The organism is Mycobacterium sp. E1214 (assembly GCF_001666755.1).
Taxonomy (GTDB): Bacteria; Actinomycetota; Actinomycetes; order Mycobacteriales; family Mycobacteriaceae; genus Mycobacterium.
Map to the genome: position 1 here is coordinate 18238 of NZ_LZJC01000083.1, position 17213 is coordinate 35450.

Here is a 17213-nt window from a genome sequence, read left to right on the forward strand (position 1 = left end):
GCGCTTCAACGTGCCAGGCTTTCATGCGGATCCGGGCGCGGTGTCCGTCCGGCCGCGGCCGGGCGGGCCACCCCTCGGTGCCGCATTGAGGTGGTCGCTGTCGGCGGCGACGCCGGCGGTGACGTTCAGCCTCGCCACCTCCAACTCTCGGCTCGCCAACAGCTCCTCGACGCACGCGGCCGACGCGCCCACATATGTGCTGTCCAGGTCGATGTCGGTCGCCACGCACCAGGCGTGGTCGTCGGGCCACCACAGGTTGGCCGACCGATGGCTGTGTCCTAAGAATCCCAACGATTGGGCTGCCGCGGAGAGCGGACCACGAGCCAACCAGTATTCGCGCTGCGGCAGCGAGAAGATCGGCCGCTCATCGAACGCGGGGTCAAGGTCGGCGAAACCCCACCACACCGCAAACCAGCACCGGTCGGCGGTCGTGGTGTGTCGTGCCAGCACTTCAGCCAACATCGCGGCCGTCCCCGCGGGCAGCGAGCCCACCTCTGGCGCTTCGTCGAAGAGTCCCGGCTGTGTTGCGCAATAAGCCTTTTCGTAACGCGAGGCATAGCCGATCAGCCGAGTGAATTGCATCAGCGGGTGCGCAACTTTGCCGTTGACGCGCGCGATCTGGTCCCAACGCACCTGTTTCGCGCCGTGGTGAGCCGGGTGGAAGACCCGCGCGTAGGCGGCGAACGTGTCAGGAAGCAGCGATTCGACGTTGTAGGCGAAACGGCGCACCGTTTCGGTCAACCACGCCGCCGGGCCGACGTCGTCGACGACGTCCACCGCGCCGACGGTCACCATGGCACCCACCGTAGCGCGGCGCGGTCGCCAGCCGACACCAGCCGCGCCTGCCGGGAATAGTTGTGGCGACAGTCAGTTCCGTCCGCACTGGGTCGTTGGCCGTCCGCAGCGATCCGTCGAAGAAAGCGCCGGTCACAATGCCGTCGACGTTGTCGACGCAAACTCGAGCCCTTGCCGAAGGCGAGGTGGTCATCACGGTTGTTGGCCACCAGGACCGAGCCGGCCCGTGCTTGGGCCACCTTCGTGGCGCCCGTCGAGCTCGGCGACGGGTCCACCGGAATTGTTGGGTTTGGCGACTATGGGCTCGGGGTTGTGCGTCGGCGGCACCGGCTCAGAAGCTGCACACCGAGTCACGGCACGTCTGATTCGCGGCCAAAAGCGCCGAGCGAGAAGCGGATTGGGCGGATCGCCGATTATCCGAGCCACCAGGTCCGCATCGGAGAGCTGGGGATGATGTGCGAGCCGGCATGGCCGGTCCCGCCGGTAACGAAAACGCGCATGAGACTTCCCTTTTCGAGGTTGGTGTGTTGGTCAGTCGAGGACGGTGACGCCCAGCGCAAAACTGCTGTCTCGCAGGGCGTGATTCAACAGACTTATTTCCAGCAGGCCCGCGTACTCGAGCGCCCGCGCCAGGGGCAGCGGGCCGGCGTCCAGCGGGCGCAGGCCAAGGCTTTCGACGAAGGCCGACACCCTCGTCTTCGCCTGCGCGTCATCACCTGCGAGGAACACGTCCAGGGAGCGGCCGTCGGCCATGCCAGCGGTCAGAACGTTGCCGAATACGGTGTTGAAGGCCTTGATGACGTGCGCGCCGGCGGGGGCGGCCTTCGCGATTTGCTGCGCGGCGGAACTGCCCTCGGGGGTGACGAGGCCCGTCATGTCGGCAGAGACGGGGTTGGTGATGTCGACGATGACCTTGCCGCTCAGGGCATCCCCGTACTCGCCGATCACGTCGACGGCGCTGGCATAAGGCACGGCGAGGATGACGATGTCCCCTACCGGGGCGGCTCCGGCGGTGCCGACGGTGGCGCCGTCGAGCCCGGCCGCCATCTTGTTCGCCTTCGTCGAGTCGCGGCCGATGATCTCCACGGCGTTGCCGCCGGCAACCGCGCGTTCGGCCAAGGCGCGGGCCATGTCGCCCGTGCCGATGATGCTGATGCTGCTCACGCGTCCTCCTTTGGTTGATAACCCAGTATGTTGATGTCTCAACCATAACCATTGGATGAGACGTCAACCAAGCGCGGTAAGGTGACCGCTGATGGAACCGAAGTGGCTGAATCCCGACGAAGACCGCGCGTGGCGTGCGTTCGTGTTCGCGCAACGACAGCTCGTCACGCGCCTCAATCGGAGCCTGCAGGAGATGGGCCTGTCCGGCCCCGACTACGACGTCCTCGTCGTGCTGTCGGCGGTGGCCGGGAACCGCATGCGCGCCCGCGATCTTTCCCTCGCGCTGGATTGGGAGAAGAGCCGCCTGTCGCACCAGCTGCGGCGCATGCAACAGGACGGGCTGATCAGCCGGGAGCTTAATCCCGACGACGCCCGCAGCACCGTCGTTGCGCTACTGCCGGCCGGACGCGCCGCCATCGAAAGGGCCGCACCACGGCACGTCGAGGACGTCCGCCGGCATTTCATCGACCTGTTCACACCGGCCGAGCTCGCCACCATCGCCACCCTCAACGAACGAATCATGCGCCACCTGGCCACGCCCGACGGCCAAGCCGTCTGATGCCTGGCCGCCGTTCGGCAGTCCGAATGAGCGCCCGAGGCAGGCTTGACAACCGCGGGTCCCGGCGGGAGCCATGGGGGTTCGAAAGACCGCTGAGGAAGCTACTGCGGACGCTAGCTTCTGTTGTATCCGTTCGCGGGAGGGGCGGCACTGCGGGTTCGGCATCACGCGGCCCTGTCACGGGTGGCGGAGAATCGCCCCCTCAAGGCCAGCGAAACGTAGACCAGGGCTACCAGGACCGGGACTTCGATAAGGGGGCCGACGACACCGGCAAGCGCCTGTCCCGAGGTGGCCCCGTACGTCGCGATGCATACCGCGATGGCCAATTCGAAATTGTTGCCCGCAGCCGTGAACGCCAACGTGGCGGTGCGTTGATATCCGAGGCCGATAGCTACTCCCAGCAGGTACCCGCCACCCCACATGATGGCGAAGTAGGCCAACAACGGGATCGCGATGCGAAGTACGTCGAGTGGCCGGCTGGTGATCTGGTGTCCTTGCAACGCAAAGAGAATGACGATGGTGAACAGCAGCCCGTAGAGCGCCCATGGTCCGATTCTGAGGAGGAACGAGGACTCGTACCAGTCGCGTCCTTTGGTGTTCTCGCCGAAGCGTCGAGTGAGGTATCCGGCCGATAGGGGGATGCCGAGGAAGACGAGGGCGGATTTGGCGACCTGCCAGGGCGAGGCGCTGATGGTGCTTTGCGGCAGGCCAAGCCAGCCAGGTAACACCGAGAGGTAGAACCAGCCGAGGACGCCGAACATGATGACCTGGAACAGTGAATTCAGCGCGACGAGCACGGCGGCGGCTTCTCGGTCGCCACAGGCAAGGTCGTTCCACATGATCACCATCGCGATGCAGCGCGCCAAGCCCACGATGATTAGACCGGTGCGGTAGTCCGGGAGATCTGGCAGCAGCAGCCACGCCAACGTAAACATCAGCGCGGGGCCGACGAGCCAGTTGAGGATGAGTGAGCTTGCGAGCAGTCTGCGGTCGCCGGTCACGGTGCTCAGCCTGCCGTAACGGACCTTGGCGAGAACCGGGTACATCATCACCAATAGGCCGATGGCGATGGGCAGCGAGATACCGTCAATCTGAACGTGATTCAGGGCGGTGTTGAGTCCTGGGATGAGTCTTCCGAGCAGTAGACCGGTAGCCATCGCAAGGCCAATCCACACCGGCAGGAGTTGATCGAGCCGCGATAGCTTCTCCGCGACCGCAGGCGGCGTCTCTCGTTCTGTTCGCTGGCTCACGATTCGTCTGTTGCGTGGTCGCTGGTTAATGCGGTGCAGCAGGCGCTGATGGTGCCAGGCCCGTTGGCAAGTGCGGTGGAGTCAGTGCCGAACGACTCGGAGTCAGTGAGGACGGTGTACACCTCCCACTTCTCGCCCGCGGGTCCGGTCACCCATACCTTGTCCTGGGCGGCAAAGCAGCAGGTTGTTTCAAGTTCCTCTTCGGTGAAGAGGCCTTCGTCGGTCAGGCGGGCGATCTCGGAGTGCACGGCATCGCTGGACTCCACCTCGATGCCGAGATGGTTGAGACTCCCACCGTGGCCAGGGTTTTCGATGAGGACGAGCTTCAAGGGCGGTTCGGTGACCGCGAAGTTCGCGTAGCCCGGTTTGATTTTGGCGGGGGCGGCATTGAACAGCTTGGAGTAGAACGCGATGGCCTCGTCAAGGTCGTCCACGTTGAGTGCGAGTTGGGTGCGGGACATGACGGGTTCCCCTTACCTCTGTGGCTTATGTCGAACTACCGACTACGCCGATCCTGCCACCTCTTCGATATAAGTCAACCTTGTGGCAGGATGGCGACATGCCCAAGACGTTGCCGGCGGTGGATATGTCCGCGCCCGTGTGCTGTTCACCGGTCGCCGCCGGTCCGGTCGACGACGAAGCGGCCTTGGCGATTGCGTTGCGCCTCAAGGCGTTAGCAGACCCGGTGCGGGTCAAGTTGGTGTCGCTGTTGTTCAGTTCGGAGGCGGGTGAGGTTTGTAGTTGCGATCTCGCATCGGCGGTGGAACTGAGCGAATCGACAGTGAGCCATCACCTGTCCCAACTACGCCGTGCAGGTTTGGTCGAGTCCGAACGTCGCGGGATGAATGTGTATCACCGACCCCGCCGCGACGCACTCGTCGCGCTGTGCACCGTGCTCGATCCGAACTGCTGTCGCTAGCCGCGACGGAGCTACGTCCGAGCCCTAGCGTCCGCCGTCGTGCGGTTCATGCACGCGTCGGGCCCAGTCAGGGCAGGACTGAACTTGAGCGCATCGACCAGCTCTGCGATCGCCTGCTGGCCCTGACCAGTTACGACAGCTTCCGAGAAGCAGGTTTCCAGGTGGTTGTGCAACATCACCCTGTTGGTGCGCTCCAATGCTGACTGCACCGCGGAAATCTGCTTCATCACGTCCACGCAGTACGCGTCGGATTCCAGCATCCTGATGATCCCGTCGAGATGGCCCCGCGCAGTTTTGAGCCGACCCAGTGCAGCCTGCTTCTTGGCGGTCAACTCCTCCGACATCATCGTCTCCTTCCAGCGGCCTCCCAGCCGCCCCGGCATCGCGGTAAGCCATCGCCTACGCTACCCCACCCCACCCCCGGTGGGGTAGCATGGCCGCGTCTTATCCCGATACGAGAGGCCTTAGTCATGGCAGATACGACGGATGTCGCGCAACCAACCGACGACTCGGTCACCCCACCATCAGCCAAGCCCAATTACCAGTCGAGCCGCCTGAACCGGGCCGTGGCGTGGGTCGGCGTCGTCGCTGGCGGATTGTTCATCGTCGCCGCGATCTTTCTCTCGGGCTTCTTCCTCGATTGGAGCGAGCACGCGCATATGCAGATGGGAATGGGGCGTATGCCTGCGGCTCACGCAGCGAAGGACTGCTGTGCCGACATGAAACCGGGTGAGATGAACCCAGGAGCAATGGGACCCAACACGATGGATCCGAAGTCAGGGCGCTAAGGCGCGAACGGGCGGCAGCGGTAGTCGGAAACGGCACTCCCGCCGGATCCGACCCCACCGCACAACAGTTAGTCCACGTGTTCGGCTGCGGACCGGCTTGGATGCGGCGATCGAACCTCTTGCGGACCGCGCAGCTTCCGTGTAGCTCAACTGAGCCCTGACCTGGTCAAACTGTGTGGAGCTAAGGGGATTCGAACCCCTGACCTACTCGATGCGAACGAGTCGCGCTACCAACTGCGCCATAGCCCCTGATCGCTAGCAGGCTACCAGTCGAGCCGCCCAGCGCCGAAACCCGAGCCCTATTCGCCGACGGCGCGGGGCAGGTCCCGCGGCCAGCCGTAGTTGCGCATCGCCATGGCGTACTCCAGGTGCTCGAAGACGGGGTCTTCGTCGTCGATCTCCAGCACCACCGCGCCCGGGCGTCGCAGCCGCGACGGGACCACGTCGTAGTCGCGGTCGTGCGCGTTGTGCACGCCGAGCCGCGCGCGGGCCACCCGCTGCGCGCGGCGGCGCCGCACCTTTTCCTCGATGCGGGTCTGCCGCCGCAGGTAGCCCAGGTAGAGCAGCGTGACGACGGTGGCGGTGCCGCACAGCCACCATGCGGCCGGGGACACCTTGAACGCCGCGGTGGCCGAACCGACCAGCACGACGGCCATCGCCATCAGCACCTTCTTGCGGAAGGCGTACTTGCGGGCGCTCACCGCGGCGGCGGTCTTGGTGTCGAACCGGCGGCGCCGCGAGGCGTTGCGCGGAATCGGCGCCGGCGCCTCCTCGTCGGCCTCGTCGCCGTCGGCCTCGGGCTCCAGCCCGGACGAGTCCTCGATGTATTCGTAGGTGTCGTCGGTCTCGTCAGCGGTGCGGGCGACTTCGTCGGTGTCGGCCTCGTCGTCGTCGGCGTCGTCGGCGTGCTCGTCGGCGTCCTGGACGGCGCTGACCCCGGCGGGCAAAGCCTGGGAGTCCTCGACGACGTCGACGTCGAGATAGTCCGGTTCGGCCTGCTCGGGCACCGCCATGCGCATCACGACGGGGCGCCGGCGGCGCAGGTCGTCGGTGTCGGCGTCGTCGTCCCCGTCGGCGGCCTCGCGGTCCTCGTGGTCTTCGGCGTCGGTCTCGACCGGCGGTTGCCAGTGCGGGTCGCTGCGGTGCCCCGCGGCCGGTCCGCTGCGCTTGATCAGCCGGGAATTCGCCCCGCCGTTGAGCACCCGGGTGGCCAGCGCCACGTCGCTGGTGCGCCGCACGGCGTCGCGCTTGCTGACCAGCATGGGCACCAACACGAACAGCCACAGCACCACGAGCGAGATCCACAACAGTGACTGCGGGATGCTTGGCATAACGACCTGCTCTCTTCGGTTCCGCTCCCCGCGAGGCCGGTTGGTGGCCAGCGCGGCCGGGTCGTAACGACCAGATCAATTACACACCTGTAATTTCGCTCTCACAAGCACCACAAGCCACTCGTGTCGCGCTAGCCACAACCGCAGGTGCGCAGGCGTGTCGCCGCCGGCGTCGGCGGCCCGACCAGGGAAGCGGCCGGTTTAGGCCCAGGCGGCGTGACCCGACCGGACCAGCGCCGAAGCGACCGACCCGCTGACCTCCTCGGCCGTGATGGCCATCAAGAGGTGGTCGCGCCAGGCCCGGTCGACCTCGAGGTAGCGCTGCAGCAGGCCTTCCTGCCGAAACCCGACCTTGCCCAGCACCGCGCGGCTGGCGACGTTCTCCGGGCGCACGGTGGCCTCCACCCGGTGCAGCATCACCGGCCCGAAGCAGTGATCCAGGCCGAGCGCCAGCGCCGCGGTGGCCACGCCGCCGCCGGTGGCCACCCGGGGCACCCAGTACCCGATCCATGCCGAGCGCAGCGCGCCGTGAGTGACGTTGCCGATGGTGAGCTGGCCGCAGAAGTGCCCGTTGAGCTCGATGACATAAGGCAACATGCGCCCCTGGCGGGCCTCGGCGCGCAGGCCGGAACACAGGGCCGGCCAGGCGGCCACGGTGTGCCGGACGGTCCAATCGCTGTCCGCGCTGGGCTCCCACGGCTCGAGATGGGCGCGGTCGGCCAGCCGGATGCGGCTCCACTGGGCGCCGTCGCGCATCCGCACCGCGCGCAGCCGCACGACGCCCGCGGGGACGCGCAGCGGCCCGACGCTCGACGGCCACCCCGGATGACGGGAAGTGTTGCGCAACAGGTTCACGGTCGGACGCAGTCGGTTCGGCTCAGCCGCGCTGGGCGAGGAAGGCGACGTCGACGATTTCACCGGTGCGAATCTGCTCGGCGCCGCTGGGCACCACCACCAGGCAGTTCGCCTCGGCAAGCGTGGCGAGCAGGTGCGACGACGCGCCGGGCGCGCCACCGAGCGCCTGCACCAGGTACTCCCCGCTTTCCTGGTCGCGCATCAGCTGGCCGCGCAGGAAGCCCTTGCGGCCCGCCACCGACGCGATCGGCGCGAGCGTGCGCGCCTGCACGATGCGGCGCATCGGCTGCCGCTTGCCCAGCGACAGCCGGATCAGCGGCCGGACCATCACCTCGAATACCACCAGGGCGCTGACCGGGTTCGCCGGCAGCAGGAAGGTGGGCACGCCCTCGCGGCCGAGCTGGCCGAAGCCCTGGATCGAACCGGGGTGCATGGCGACGCGGACCACCTCCATCTCCCCCAGGTCCGCGAGCACCGAGCGCACTGCCTCGGCCGCCGCGCCACCGACGGCGCCGGCGATCACCACAATCTCGGCCCGATTGATCTGACCCTCGACGATGTCGCGCAGCTCCTTGGGGTCCTCGCTGACGATGCCGATGCGGTTGACCTCGGCGCCGGCGTCGCGTGCCGCGGCCGCCAGCGCGTAGGAGTTGACGTCGTAGACCTGCCCGTTGCCCGGCGTGCGGGAGATGTCGACCAGTTCCCCGCCGACCGCCATGATCGCCACCCGCGGGCGCGGATGCACCAGCACCCGCTCGCGGCCGACGGCCGCCAGCAGCCCGACCTGGGCCGCGCCGATCACGGTGCCGGCGCGCACCGCGACGTCGCCGGGCTGGACGTCGTCGCCGGCACGCCGGACGTAGGCGCCCGACGGCGCCCCGCGGAAGATTCGCACGCGCGACGTCCCGCCGTCCGTCCACTGCAGGGGCAGCACCGCGTCGGCGAGCGTGGGCAGCGGCGCGCCCGTGCGCACCCGCACGGCCTGGCGGGGCTGCAGGCGGCTGGGGGTGCGCGCGCCGGCCTCGATCGTGCCCATCACCGGCAGCGTCAGGCCGTCGCCCCCGTCGAGGCCGGGGCCGTCCTCGGTGACCTCGCCGAAGCCGGCGTCCTCACCCACCTCTCCGACGCCCAGCACGTCGACGCTGCGGACCGCGTAGCCGTCGATCGCGGCCTGGTCGAAGCCGGGCATCGGCCGCTCGGTCACCACTTCCTCGGCACACAGCAGGCCCTGCGCCTCGGCGATCGCCACACGAATGGGCCGCGGAGCGACGGCGGCCGCCGTTATCCGGGTCTGCTGCTCCTCCACCGAACGCACAGCGAGCCTCTCTGCCCAAAATGCCCTGGCGGGCATCGCCCTTCGAACGCCCATGACGGGCCGGGCGTCACCGCCTGGCTACTGCTCCGCCAGGCCCAACCGCGCCACCAGCCATCGCCGTAGCTCCGGGCCGTAGTCGTCACGATCCAATGCAAAGTCAACCGCAGCCTTGAGGTAGCCGCCAGGATTTCCCAAGTCGTGTCGAGATCCGTGGTGCACCACGACATGCACCGGGTGTCCCTCGGCGATCAGCAGCGCGACGGCGTCGGTCAGCTGCACCTCGCCGCCGGCGCCACGCTCGATGCGGCGCAGCGCGTCGAAGACGGCGCGATCCAGGATGTAGCGGCCGGCGGCGGCGAACAACGACGGGGCGTCCGCGGCGCGAGGCTTCTCCACCATGCCGTTGACCCGCAGCACGTCCGGGTTGTCGTCGCCGGGGACCGGCTCGACGTCGAACACGCCGTAGGCGCTGATCTCCTCGCGAGAGACCTCGATGGCGCACAGCACGGTGCCGCCGTGGTGCGCCCGCACCTTAGACATCGTGTCGAGCACGCCGGTGGGCAGCACCAGGTCGTCGGGCAGCAACACCGCGACCGCGTCCTCGTCGGCGGCCAGCCGGGACTCGACGCACCCGATGGCGTGGCCCAGGCCCAGCGGTTCGCTCTGCACCACCGACTCGACCTTGATCAGCCGCGGCGCCCGCCGCACCTTGTCGAGCATGGCCTTCTTGCCGCGCTCCTCCAGCGTGCTCTCCAGCACCAGGTCCTCGACGAAGTGCGCGACCACCCCGTCCTTGCCCTCGGAGGTGATGATGACCAGGCGTTCGGCGCCGGCCTCGGCCGCCTCGGCGGCGACCAGCTCGATGCCGGGAGTATCGACGACCGGCAGCAACTCTTTCGGCACCGTTTTCGTCGCCGGCAGAAAGCGGGTCCCGAGGCCGGCGGCGGGCACGATCGCCGTGCGCGGAACCACCACACGTGGGGAAGACATCGTTCACACGATAACCCGCTTCCGGTCAGCCAAACCGATGTGGCACGTCGAATTCGCTGGCTGTCATGGTTAACAGATGGCGACGACGAGCAAGGCGGTGCTGCGCGAGCAGCTCCTCGCGGCGCGCGGGCGCGTTGCCGACGATGTGCGGGCCGCCGAGGCCCGGCTGCTGGGCGAGCACGTGGACACCCTGAAAGCCTTTGTGCGCGGCCGCGACACCGTGTGCGCCTACGTTCCGGTGGGCACCGAGCCCGGGTCCATCGACCTTCTGGACAGGTTGCTGGCGCTCGCGGGGCGGGTGCTGCTGCCGGTCGCGCGGACGGGTCCCGACGGTGCGCCGCGGCCTCTGCGGTGGGGCGACTACCGTCCCGGGGCGCTGGTGGCCGGCCGCTGGGGGCTGCTCGAACCGCCCGCGCCCTGGCTGCCGGACACCGCGTTGGGCGAGGCGGACCTGGTGCTGCTGCCGGCGCTGGCCGTCGACCGCGCGGGGGTGCGGCTGGGCCGCGGCCGCGGGTTCTACGACCGGTCGCTGCACGCGCGCCGCGGCGCGGCGCCGCTGGTCGCGGTGGTCCGCGACGCCGAGCTCCTCGACGCGCTGCCGTCCGAACCGCACGACGTGCCGATGACCCACGCGCTAACCCCGGGGGCGGGACTGGTCGCAGTGGGTACCCCGTGACACATCGGGAATGAGTCATGTCACGTGGCGGTTCTAGCACTTGAGACGCTAGAGTGCTAATCAGGTCACAAATCATCCGGAGGTTTTTGTGCCGACTTACAGCTACCAGTGCACCGAATGCGGCGACCGCTTCGACATCGTGCAGGCATTCACCGATGACGCGCTGACGACGTGCAAACGCTGCTCCGGGCGGTTGCGCAAGCGCTTCAACTCCGTGGGCGTGGTGTTCAAGGGCAGCGGTTTCTACCGGACCGACAGCCGCGAATCGGGCAAGAAGTCGGGCGCCACCAACGGCTCCTCGTCGAGCGGTGAGTCGAGTTCCAGCTCGACGGAAAAATCGAGCGAAAAGTCCGGCTCTGCCGAGAAGTCCGGCTCGAGCGACAAGTCGAGCAGCAGCAGCTCCACCGCCTCGACCGCGGCTGCCAGCAGCTAGCGGGTTATCCACAGCGCCGCTTGTCGGCGGCATCCTCGAGGGCCCGGCCCGCCTACCGTTGCGGGGTGCGCGAGTCCCCGCTCAATGCAACCTTTTTCAGCCGGCTGGTCCTCTGGGCGCGGCCGGAATGGACCAGAACCGTGCTGGCGCGCCGCGCCGCAGCGGGCGGGTTGGTGGTGCTCGCCGCGGCCGCAACGCTGCGCTCCGACCCCGCCGGGGATTACGCCGAGGTGGTGGTCGCCGACCATGACCTGCGCCCGGGAGCGGCCCTCACCGACGCCGACGTTCGACTCGAAAAGCGCTTGCTGACAACCATTCCCGACGGCGCGAGGACGGATATGGGGGTGGTGCTGGGCGCGACGCTGGCCAGCCCGACGAGGCGCGGCGAGGTACTGACCGACGTGCGCGTGCTGGGCAGCAGGTTGGCCGAGGCCGCGATCGGCTCGCAGGCGGGCGCCGGTGCGCGCATCGTGCCGCTGCACCTGGCCGACGCCGCCCTGATCGATCTGGTGCGTCCCGGCGACGTCGTCGACGTCCTGGCCGCACCGGCGTCCGGTTCTTCCGACCCCACGCCCGCCCCGCCCAAGGTGGTGGCGACCGACGCGGTGGTGGTGCTGGTGTCGACCAAGGAAAGGGTTCAGTCCGCCGACGGCGACCGCGTAGTGTTGGTTGCGCTGCCGGCCCGTGTGGCGAACACCGTGGCAGGCTCGGCGCTGGGCCAGACGGTGACCCTGACTCTGCATTGAGCACACGGCCCCGGTGTGGCACCCGACCGGTAGCAAACTCTGTCCAGGCCCAGAAAGGACGTCCCCATGCTCAAGGGATTCAAGGAGTTTCTCTCCCGGGGCAACATCGTCGACCTGTCCACCGCGGTCGTCATCGGTACCGCGTTCACCGCGCTGGTCACGCAGTTCACCGACAGCATCATCAAGCCCTTGGTCAACCGCGTCGGCGTCAACGGCAAGTCGAATCTCGGCATCCTGCGGATCAGCATCGGCGGCGGTCAGACCATCGACTTCAACAACGTCGTGTCGGCGGCGATCAACTTCGTCATCATCGCCGCGGTGGTGTACTTCCTGGTCGTGCTGCCGTACACGACGCTGCGCAAGCGCGGCCAGGTCGAGCAGGCCGACGACGCACAGATCGTGTTGCTCAAGGAGATCCGCGACCTGCTCGCGCAGACCAACGGCGATTCGGCCGGCAAGCACGGCACCGTGGCGACGACCGCGCCGACGCCCGAGCACGGACCCCGCGCGGACGCGGAATCTCAGTGATCGCTACCGGCCGCGGTCAGATCTCGAGGCTGGACAGCTGGCCGATGATCTGGGCGGCCAACGGGTTCAGCGTCGCCATGCCGTCACGGACGGCGTAGCGCGACCCGGCCAGGTTGACCACCAGCGTGCTGCCCGAGACCCCGGCGAGGCCGCGCGACAACCCGGCGTCGATGATGCCGGCGGACAGCCCTGACGCGCGCACCGCCTCGGCGATGCCGAGGATCTCGCGGTCGAGGATGTCGCGGGTGGCCTCCGGGGTGACGTCGCGCGGCGTGACGCCCGTCCCGCCGACCGACACCACCAGGTCCACACCGCCGATCACCGCCGTGTTGAGGGCGTTGCGGATCTCGACCTCGTCGGCCGCCACGGCCACCACGCCGTCGACGACGAACCCCGCCTCCGTCAACAGCTCGGTCACCAACGGCCCGCTGTGGTCCTCGTCCCCGTGGGCGGTGCGATCGTCGACCACCACGACCAGCGCCCGGCCGACCACCAACTCAGCACCCGTATCCATGGGTGCCACCGTATATCCGAGCCCCGACAGCGATTCACTCAGTGGCTCTTCGACTCTCACTTACTGATCCGCCTTCCCCAGGGTGACCGGAACGGTTCGGCTGCCACCAGCGGGATCCTGGTAGGTCAGCGAGATCTTGTCGCCGGGCGCCTTCGAGCGCACGGCCGCGACCAGCGCGTCCGCGCTGTTGATGGGGCGGTCGTCGACCTTGGTGACCACCACGTTCTTGGGCACCCCGGCGGTCGCGGCCGCCCCGCCCGTCACGACGTCGACGACCTTCGCGCCGGGCGTGCCCTTGTCGTTGGTGACCTGCACCCCGAGCGAGGCGTGCTGGGCCTTGCCGGTGGCGATCAGCTCGTCGGCGATGCGCTTGGCCTGGTCGACCGGGATCGCGAAGCCCAGGCCGATCGAACCGCTCTGGGCGTCGGGCGAATCGCCGCCCAGGGTGGCGATGGCGGAGTTGACGCCGACCAGCTGGCCGTTCATGTTGACCAGGGCGCCGCCGGAGTTACCCGGGTTGATGGCGGCGTCGGTCTGGATGGCGTCCAGGACGGTGTTCTGGTTGCCGGACTCGCCGGTCGTGGACACCGGCCGGTTCAGCGAGCTGACGATGCCCGTGGTCACCGTGCCGGACAGGCCGAGCGGCGACCCGATCGCTACGACCGGCTGCCCGACCCGCAGGTCCGACGAGGAGCCCAGCGAGATCGGCGTCAGCCCGGACATGCCCTGCACGCGGATGACCGCGATGTCACTGGTCGGGTCGGCGCCCACCACCGTGAACGGCGCGGTGCGACCGTCGGAGAACGTCACCGTGGTCTTGGGCGCTCCGCCCGGACCTCCGGGGCCGCCGGGTCCGCCCGGTCCGCCGGGGCCCCCCGGGCCGCCGGGGCCGCCCGGCCCACCGGGCCCGCCGGGACCGCCCGGGGTGCCGGGCGCCTTCTGCGGAGGCCCCGCGGCGGTGGCGATGACGTGGTTGTTGGTCAGGATCAGCCCGTCGGCCGACAGGATGATGCCGGAGCCCTCCTCGGACTGCCGGCCCAAGTCGGTCTCGAGCATCACGACGCTGGGCACCACCTTGGCGGCCACGCCTTCGACGCTGCCCGGCGGCATGTTCGCGGCGGGGACGCTGGGCGCCGCGCCGATGGCGCGTCCACCGCCGTTGCCCGTCGGGTGGGTGCCGAGTTCGACGGCCGTCGCGGCGGCACCGCCGATGCCGGCCGAGACCACCGCGATGGCCAGCGCGCCGACCGCCAACAGCCCTGCGCGGGGCCGCTTTTGGGGTGCCGGCGGGCCGGGGATGGGGGGCATCATGCCGGGGATCGGGCCCGCGCCGGTGCCACCGGGAATGGGGCCCACCCCGGTACCGCCGGGGATGCGGCCCGGCCCGGTGCTGCTGAACGGCTCGTAGGGCTGCCGGAACTGGGAGGTCTGCGACGACGGCTGCGACCGATAGCGCCAGTCGAACTGCTGGTTGTACGGCGCCTGCGGCCCTTGGCCGTAGGGCACCGGGCCGGTCGGGCCACCCGCCGATGCCGGCGGGTTTTGCGCCGGGGGGTAGCCCTGCTGCGGCGGTGGCGAATACCTCGGGTCATTCGTCATGTCGCTAAGTCGCTCTTTCCTCTATTTCGGTGATCCGGCTCGACTCGCCTCGGTTCAGGCTCGACTTGGCTCGGTTCAACAGTAGCTGCAGACCTACCTTGCTCGCGCGGACTGAGAGTCCACTGAGATAACGTTCGCCGATTGCCGAGAGTTCGCTGATCGGCCATCCGATCCGACGCCTGCGTCGGTCTCGCCCGGTGCCTCGGCGGCGTCGGCCGGCGAATAGGGCTGCGCCGGCAGGGGACGGCCCGGAAGCAGCACGTAGAACGACGTGCCCGGAGGTTGGCCGCCCGGCACGGTGTCCTCGACGCGCAGCAGCCCGCCGTGGTTGAGCACCACCTTTTTCACGATGGCCAGCCCGAGGCCGGAGCCCGGCATGGCGCGCGCCGTCGTCGAGCGGTAGAAGCGTTCGAAGACCAGGCGCCGCTCGTGGGGCGGGATGCCCGGGCCGTGGTCGGCCACCACCAGCTCGGCGTGGGAGTCGTCGAGCTGGCGCATGGTCACCCCGACGCGCCCGCCCGCGGGGCTCCATTTGGCGGCGTTGTCCAACAGGTTCAGCACGGCGCGCGACAACCCGGCCGCGTCGCCGTACATCTGCCAGGGCGTCACGTCGACGTCGAAGTGAATGTCGTTGCGGCGCCGCCGGACTCGCTCGAGACTGCGGTCGACCACCTCGGACATGTCGACGGGCTCGTGGATCACTTGTCCGGCATCGTCGCGGGTGAGGTCCACCAGATCGCCGACCAGCGTCGACAGTTCCTCGATCTGGGCGAGCACGTCGGCGCGCAGGTCCACCATCTCCTGCTCGGGCAGCCGCGGCGCGCCGGGCTCCATCGAGGCCATCAGCAGCTCGACGTTGGTGCGCAGCGACGTCAGCGGCGTGCGCAGCTCGTGCCCGGCGTCGGTGACCAGGCGGGCCTGGCGCTCCCGCGACTCGGCCAGTGCGCGCAGCATCAGGTTGAAAGCCTCGGTGAGCCTTGCCAACTCGTCGCTACCGAACACCGGGATGGGCCGCAGGTCGTCGGTGCGGGCCACCCGCTCGGCCGCCTCCGTGAGCCGGCCCACCGGTCGCAGGCCGGCGCGGGTGACCATGCCGCCGGCCACCGCCGCGACCGCGACGCCGATCCCGCCGACGATCAGCAACACCCAGCGCAGCCGGGTCATCACCGCCTCGGTGGGCTTGAGGCTCTTGGAGATCAGCAGCGACGTGCCGTTGGGTAGGTGGATGGCCAGGATGCGCTGATCGCCGGCCGTGCGCCGGGACATGAACAGGTCGCCGTGGATCACCGCCTTCTCCGGGGGGCCGACCGGCAACGTCTGACCGGGTTGCTGCGCGGTGTAGATCGAATGCCCCGGATTGACCAGCATGGCGTTGACGTCGGAATACGCCGTGCCCTCGATGGCTTTGCCGGGGTCGGCCGCCAGCGAACCGCTGGCGATCAGCAGCTGCGCCCGGCTCTGCAGCTGGCTGTCGATGTCGCTGTAGAGCGCGGCCGAGATCACGGCGTAGACCGCGAATGCCATCAGCACGACGACCATGGCGACCATCGACATCGCCAGCAGCATGACCCGCCAGCGCAGCGACAGCGAACTGGTGGCGCGCAGCGGCGCCCGCTGGTGCCAGGGGAAACGGATCATCGCCGCGGCTGCGTCCTCACGGGGGCGTCTCCCGCAGCACGTAGCCCACCCCGCGCACCGTGTGGATCAACCGGGGCTCGCCGTCGGCCTCGGTCTTGCGGCGCAGGTAACCGACGTAGACCTCGAGCGCGTTGCCCGACGTCGGAAAGTCGAATCCCCACACCTCTTCGAGGATGCGGCTGCGGGTGAGCACCCGGCGCGGGTTGGCGATCAGCATCTCCAACAGCGAGAATTCGGTGCGCGTCAGGCTGATCCGGCGTTGTCCCCGGGTGACCTCCCGGGTCACCGGGTCCAGGGTCAGGTCGGAGAACTTCATCGCGACCGACTCGGCGTCGTCGTCGGGCTTGGTGCGGCGCAACAGCGCCCGCATTCGGGCCAACAGCTCTTCCAGCGCGAACGGCTTGGGCAGATAGTCGTCGGCGCCCGCGTCCAGGCCGGCGACCCGCTCGGACACCGAGTCGCGGGCGGTCAACACCAGGATCGGCAGGTCGTCGCCGGTGCTGCGCAGCTGGCGGCACACCTCGAGGCCGTCGAGCCGCGGCATCATCACGTCCAGGACGAGCGCGTCGGGCCGGTCGCTGGCGATCCTGTCGAGGGCCTCGAGCCCGTCGTTGGCCAGCTCGACCGAGTAGCCGTTGAAGGACAACGACCTGCGCAGCGACTCGCGCACCGCGCGATCGTCATCAACGACCAGTATTCGCACAGACCCTAGTTTCGTCCCAGCGCCTGAGAGCGGCCTGAGAGGCGCGCCGGTAGTTGACTTAGCGCCGGTCGAGGTCGATCAGGCCCAGCCGGGCCGCCTTGAGCAGCCGGCGGGGCACCTTGTGCCGCTGACCGGCCACGGTCACGCCGACGAGCTCGGTCTTCTCGGCCTTCCACTGCGCGCGCCGGCTACGGGTGTTCGAGCGCGACATTCTGCGCTTGGGTACGGCCATGGTCGGGCCTAACTCCTCATGTTGCTTCGGGGACGGCAGTCGCGCGGCGTGGCCGCAAGGCCGACGGGCGACGATCGCTGTCCAGGATAGTCGCATGGTTGCCGGTCGCCAAAACGCGTCGGCCGGCCCGGCGACGCGCGGCGGGATGGGATCCTTGACGTGACACCGGCGGTACCCG

The 17213-nt window shown here is 68.9% G+C and carries 20 protein-coding genes, 1 tRNA gene and 1 pseudogene; 7 read left to right on the forward strand and 15 right to left on the reverse strand.

Annotated features, from left to right (window positions below):
• Positions 1 to 21: 21 nt before the first annotated feature.
• Together A5700_RS10385 and A5700_RS10390 are read right to left on the reverse strand one after the other, a co-directional pair.
• A complete protein-coding gene (locus A5700_RS10385) occupies positions 22 to 795 on the reverse strand; it encodes a hypothetical protein (RefSeq protein ID WP_068065341.1) in 774 nt (257 codons plus the stop codon).
• A gap of 531 nt (positions 796 to 1326) precedes the next feature.
• Positions 1327 to 1959: an NADPH-dependent F420 reductase gene (locus tag A5700_RS10390; RefSeq protein WP_068065344.1), complete on the reverse strand. Its 633-nt coding sequence runs from the start codon at positions 1957 to 1959 to the stop codon at positions 1327 to 1329.
• 91 nt (positions 1960 to 2050) lie between these two features.
• On the opposite strand from A5700_RS10390, the gene A5700_RS10395 reads away from it, so the two are divergent.
• Positions 2051 to 2518 carry a MarR family winged helix-turn-helix transcriptional regulator gene (locus A5700_RS10395; protein WP_068065347.1) on the forward strand — a complete coding sequence of 156 codons (468 nt, stop codon included), beginning with the start codon at positions 2051 to 2053 and terminating at the stop codon, positions 2516 to 2518.
• Positions 2519 to 2694: 176 nt separating this feature from the next.
• On the opposite strand, the pseudogene arsB reads toward A5700_RS10395, so the two are convergent.
• Both arsB and A5700_RS10405 read right to left on the reverse strand, forming a co-directional pair.
• A pseudogene (gene arsB / locus A5700_RS10400) lies at positions 2695 to 3768 on the reverse strand (ACR3 family arsenite efflux transporter); the annotation flags it as partial.
• Positions 3765 to 4229, reverse strand: coding sequence for an ArsI/CadI family heavy metal resistance metalloenzyme (locus A5700_RS10405; RefSeq protein WP_068065353.1), 465 nt, complete (start codon positions 4227 to 4229; stop codon positions 3765 to 3767). The gene A5700_RS10405 and the pseudogene arsB, both read right to left, overlap by 4 nt.
• A gap of 98 nt (positions 4230 to 4327) precedes the next feature.
• On the opposite strand from A5700_RS10405, the gene A5700_RS10410 reads away from it, so the two are divergent.
• Positions 4328 to 4687: an Rv2640c family ArsR-like transcriptional regulator gene (locus tag A5700_RS10410; RefSeq protein WP_068065356.1), complete on the forward strand. Its 360-nt coding sequence runs from the start codon at positions 4328 to 4330 to the stop codon at positions 4685 to 4687.
• 11 nt (positions 4688 to 4698) lie between these two features.
• On the opposite strand, the gene A5700_RS10415 is transcribed toward A5700_RS10410, so the two are convergent.
• Positions 4699 to 5031, reverse strand: coding sequence for a metal-sensitive transcriptional regulator (locus A5700_RS10415; protein WP_068065622.1), 333 nt, complete (start codon positions 5029 to 5031; stop codon positions 4699 to 4701).
• 126 nt (positions 5032 to 5157) lie between these two features.
• Here A5700_RS10415 and A5700_RS26080 point away from each other — a divergent pair, with 126 nt between their 5' ends.
• Positions 5158 to 5475: a hypothetical protein gene (locus tag A5700_RS26080; protein WP_156671183.1), complete on the forward strand. Its 318-nt coding sequence runs from the start codon at positions 5158 to 5160 to the stop codon at positions 5473 to 5475.
• 176 nt (positions 5476 to 5651) lie between these two features.
• On the opposite strand, the gene A5700_RS10420 is transcribed toward A5700_RS26080, so the two are convergent.
• The 5 genes from A5700_RS10420 to A5700_RS10440 form a co-directional block, all read right to left on the reverse strand.
• A tRNA-Ala gene (locus tag A5700_RS10420) sits at positions 5652 to 5724 on the reverse strand.
• Positions 5725 to 5774: 50 nt separating this feature from the next.
• Positions 5775 to 6806: a gephyrin-like molybdotransferase receptor GlpR gene (gene glpR / locus A5700_RS10425; protein ID WP_068065359.1), complete on the reverse strand. Its 1032-nt coding sequence runs from the start codon at positions 6804 to 6806 to the stop codon at positions 5775 to 5777.
• A gap of 201 nt (positions 6807 to 7007) precedes the next feature.
• The gene (locus A5700_RS10430; RefSeq protein WP_068065362.1) at positions 7008 to 7661 is read right to left on the reverse strand and encodes a GNAT family N-acetyltransferase; all 654 of its coding nucleotides are present in this window, start codon (positions 7659 to 7661) and stop codon (positions 7008 to 7010) included.
• Positions 7662 to 7683: 22 nt separating this feature from the next.
• The gene (gene glp / locus A5700_RS10435) at positions 7684 to 8976 is read right to left on the reverse strand and encodes a gephyrin-like molybdotransferase Glp (protein WP_068065365.1); all 1293 of its coding nucleotides are present in this window, start codon (positions 8974 to 8976) and stop codon (positions 7684 to 7686) included.
• 78 nt (positions 8977 to 9054) lie between these two features.
• Entirely contained in the window at positions 9055 to 9966 is a 912-nt protein-coding gene (locus A5700_RS10440) for a UTP--glucose-1-phosphate uridylyltransferase (RefSeq protein ID WP_068065367.1), read from the reverse strand.
• Positions 9967 to 10042: 76 nt separating this feature from the next.
• On the opposite strand from A5700_RS10440, the gene A5700_RS10445 reads away from it, so the two are divergent.
• The 4 genes from A5700_RS10445 (at position 10043) to mscL (ending at position 12349) form a co-directional block, all read left to right on the forward strand.
• Positions 10043 to 10642, forward strand: coding sequence for a 5-formyltetrahydrofolate cyclo-ligase (locus tag A5700_RS10445; protein WP_068065370.1), 600 nt, complete (start codon positions 10043 to 10045; stop codon positions 10640 to 10642).
• A gap of 88 nt (positions 10643 to 10730) precedes the next feature.
• Positions 10731 to 11075 (forward strand): FmdB family zinc ribbon protein, encoded by a 345-nt coding sequence (locus tag A5700_RS10450; RefSeq protein WP_068065373.1) that lies wholly within the window; start codon positions 10731 to 10733, stop codon positions 11073 to 11075.
• 65 nt (positions 11076 to 11140) lie between these two features.
• Positions 11141 to 11821 carry an SAF domain-containing protein gene (locus A5700_RS10455; protein ID WP_068065376.1) on the forward strand — a complete coding sequence of 227 codons (681 nt, stop codon included), beginning with the start codon at positions 11141 to 11143 and terminating at the stop codon, positions 11819 to 11821.
• 66 nt (positions 11822 to 11887) lie between these two features.
• Entirely contained in the window at positions 11888 to 12349 is a 462-nt protein-coding gene (gene mscL, locus A5700_RS10460; RefSeq protein WP_068065379.1) for a large-conductance mechanosensitive channel protein MscL, read from the forward strand.
• Between the two features lie 16 nt (positions 12350 to 12365).
• Here mscL and A5700_RS10465 read toward each other — a convergent pair whose 3' ends face one another.
• The 5 genes from A5700_RS10465 to rpmF all read right to left on the reverse strand — a co-directional run bounded on the left by A5700_RS10465 (position 12366) and on the right by rpmF (position 17035).
• On the reverse strand, positions 12366 to 12863 hold the full coding sequence (locus tag A5700_RS10465) for a molybdenum cofactor biosynthesis protein B (protein WP_068065382.1): 498 nt from the start codon (positions 12861 to 12863) through the stop codon (positions 12366 to 12368).
• Positions 12864 to 12923: 60 nt separating this feature from the next.
• Positions 12924 to 14462 (reverse strand): S1C family serine protease, encoded by a 1539-nt coding sequence (locus tag A5700_RS10470; RefSeq protein ID WP_068065385.1) that lies wholly within the window; start codon positions 14460 to 14462, stop codon positions 12924 to 12926.
• A 93-nt stretch (positions 14463 to 14555) separates the two neighbouring features.
• Complete coding sequence (locus A5700_RS10475) at positions 14556 to 16100, reverse strand: HAMP domain-containing sensor histidine kinase (RefSeq protein ID WP_068065389.1); 1545 nt, start codon at positions 16098 to 16100, stop codon at positions 14556 to 14558.
• A gap of 16 nt (positions 16101 to 16116) precedes the next feature.
• Entirely contained in the window at positions 16117 to 16803 is a 687-nt protein-coding gene (gene mprA / locus A5700_RS10480; protein WP_068065392.1) for a two-component system response regulator MprA, read from the reverse strand.
• Positions 16804 to 16861: 58 nt separating this feature from the next.
• On the reverse strand, positions 16862 to 17035 hold the full coding sequence (gene rpmF / locus A5700_RS10485) for a 50S ribosomal protein L32 (RefSeq protein ID WP_068065395.1): 174 nt from the start codon (positions 17033 to 17035) through the stop codon (positions 16862 to 16864).
• Between the last annotated feature and the right edge of the window lie 178 nt (positions 17036 to 17213).

What these genes read in the sequence shown, in the direction of transcription:
- glpR (WP_068065359.1), bottom strand. Translation starts at nt 6,806, where the DNA reads ATGCCAAGCATCCCGCAGTCACTGTTGTGGATCTCGCTCGTGGTGCTG.
- A5700_RS10445 (WP_068065370.1), top strand. Translation starts at nt 10,043, where the DNA reads ATGGCGACGACGAGCAAGGCGGTGCTGCGCGAGCAGCTCCTCGCGGCG.
- A5700_RS10405 (WP_068065353.1), bottom strand. Translation starts at nt 4,229, where the DNA reads ATGTCCCGCACCCAACTCGCACTCAACGTGGACGACCTTGACGAGGCC.
- A5700_RS26080 (WP_156671183.1), top strand. Translation starts at nt 5,158, where the DNA reads ATGGCAGATACGACGGATGTCGCGCAACCAACCGACGACTCGGTCACC.
- A5700_RS10470 (WP_068065385.1), bottom strand. Translation starts at nt 14,462, where the DNA reads ATGACGAATGACCCGAGGTATTCGCCACCGCCGCAGCAGGGCTACCCC.
- A5700_RS10385 (WP_068065341.1), bottom strand. Translation starts at nt 795, where the DNA reads ATGGTGACCGTCGGCGCGGTGGACGTCGTCGACGACGTCGGCCCGGCG.
- A5700_RS10410 (WP_068065356.1), top strand. Translation starts at nt 4,328, where the DNA reads ATGCCCAAGACGTTGCCGGCGGTGGATATGTCCGCGCCCGTGTGCTGT.
- A5700_RS10395 (WP_068065347.1), top strand. Translation starts at nt 2,051, where the DNA reads ATGGAACCGAAGTGGCTGAATCCCGACGAAGACCGCGCGTGGCGTGCG.
- A5700_RS10465 (WP_068065382.1), bottom strand. Translation starts at nt 12,863, where the DNA reads ATGGATACGGGTGCTGAGTTGGTGGTCGGCCGGGCGCTGGTCGTGGTG.
- A5700_RS10475 (WP_068065389.1), bottom strand. Translation starts at nt 16,100, where the DNA reads ATGATCCGTTTCCCCTGGCACCAGCGGGCGCCGCTGCGCGCCACCAGT.
- A5700_RS10415 (WP_068065622.1), bottom strand. Translation starts at nt 5,031, where the DNA reads ATGTCGGAGGAGTTGACCGCCAAGAAGCAGGCTGCACTGGGTCGGCTC.
- A5700_RS10440 (WP_068065367.1), bottom strand. Translation starts at nt 9,966, where the DNA reads ATGTCTTCCCCACGTGTGGTGGTTCCGCGCACGGCGATCGTGCCCGCC.
- mscL (WP_068065379.1), top strand. Translation starts at nt 11,888, where the DNA reads ATGCTCAAGGGATTCAAGGAGTTTCTCTCCCGGGGCAACATCGTCGAC.
- rpmF (WP_068065395.1), bottom strand. Translation starts at nt 17,035, where the DNA reads ATGGCCGTACCCAAGCGCAGAATGTCGCGCTCGAACACCCGTAGCCGG.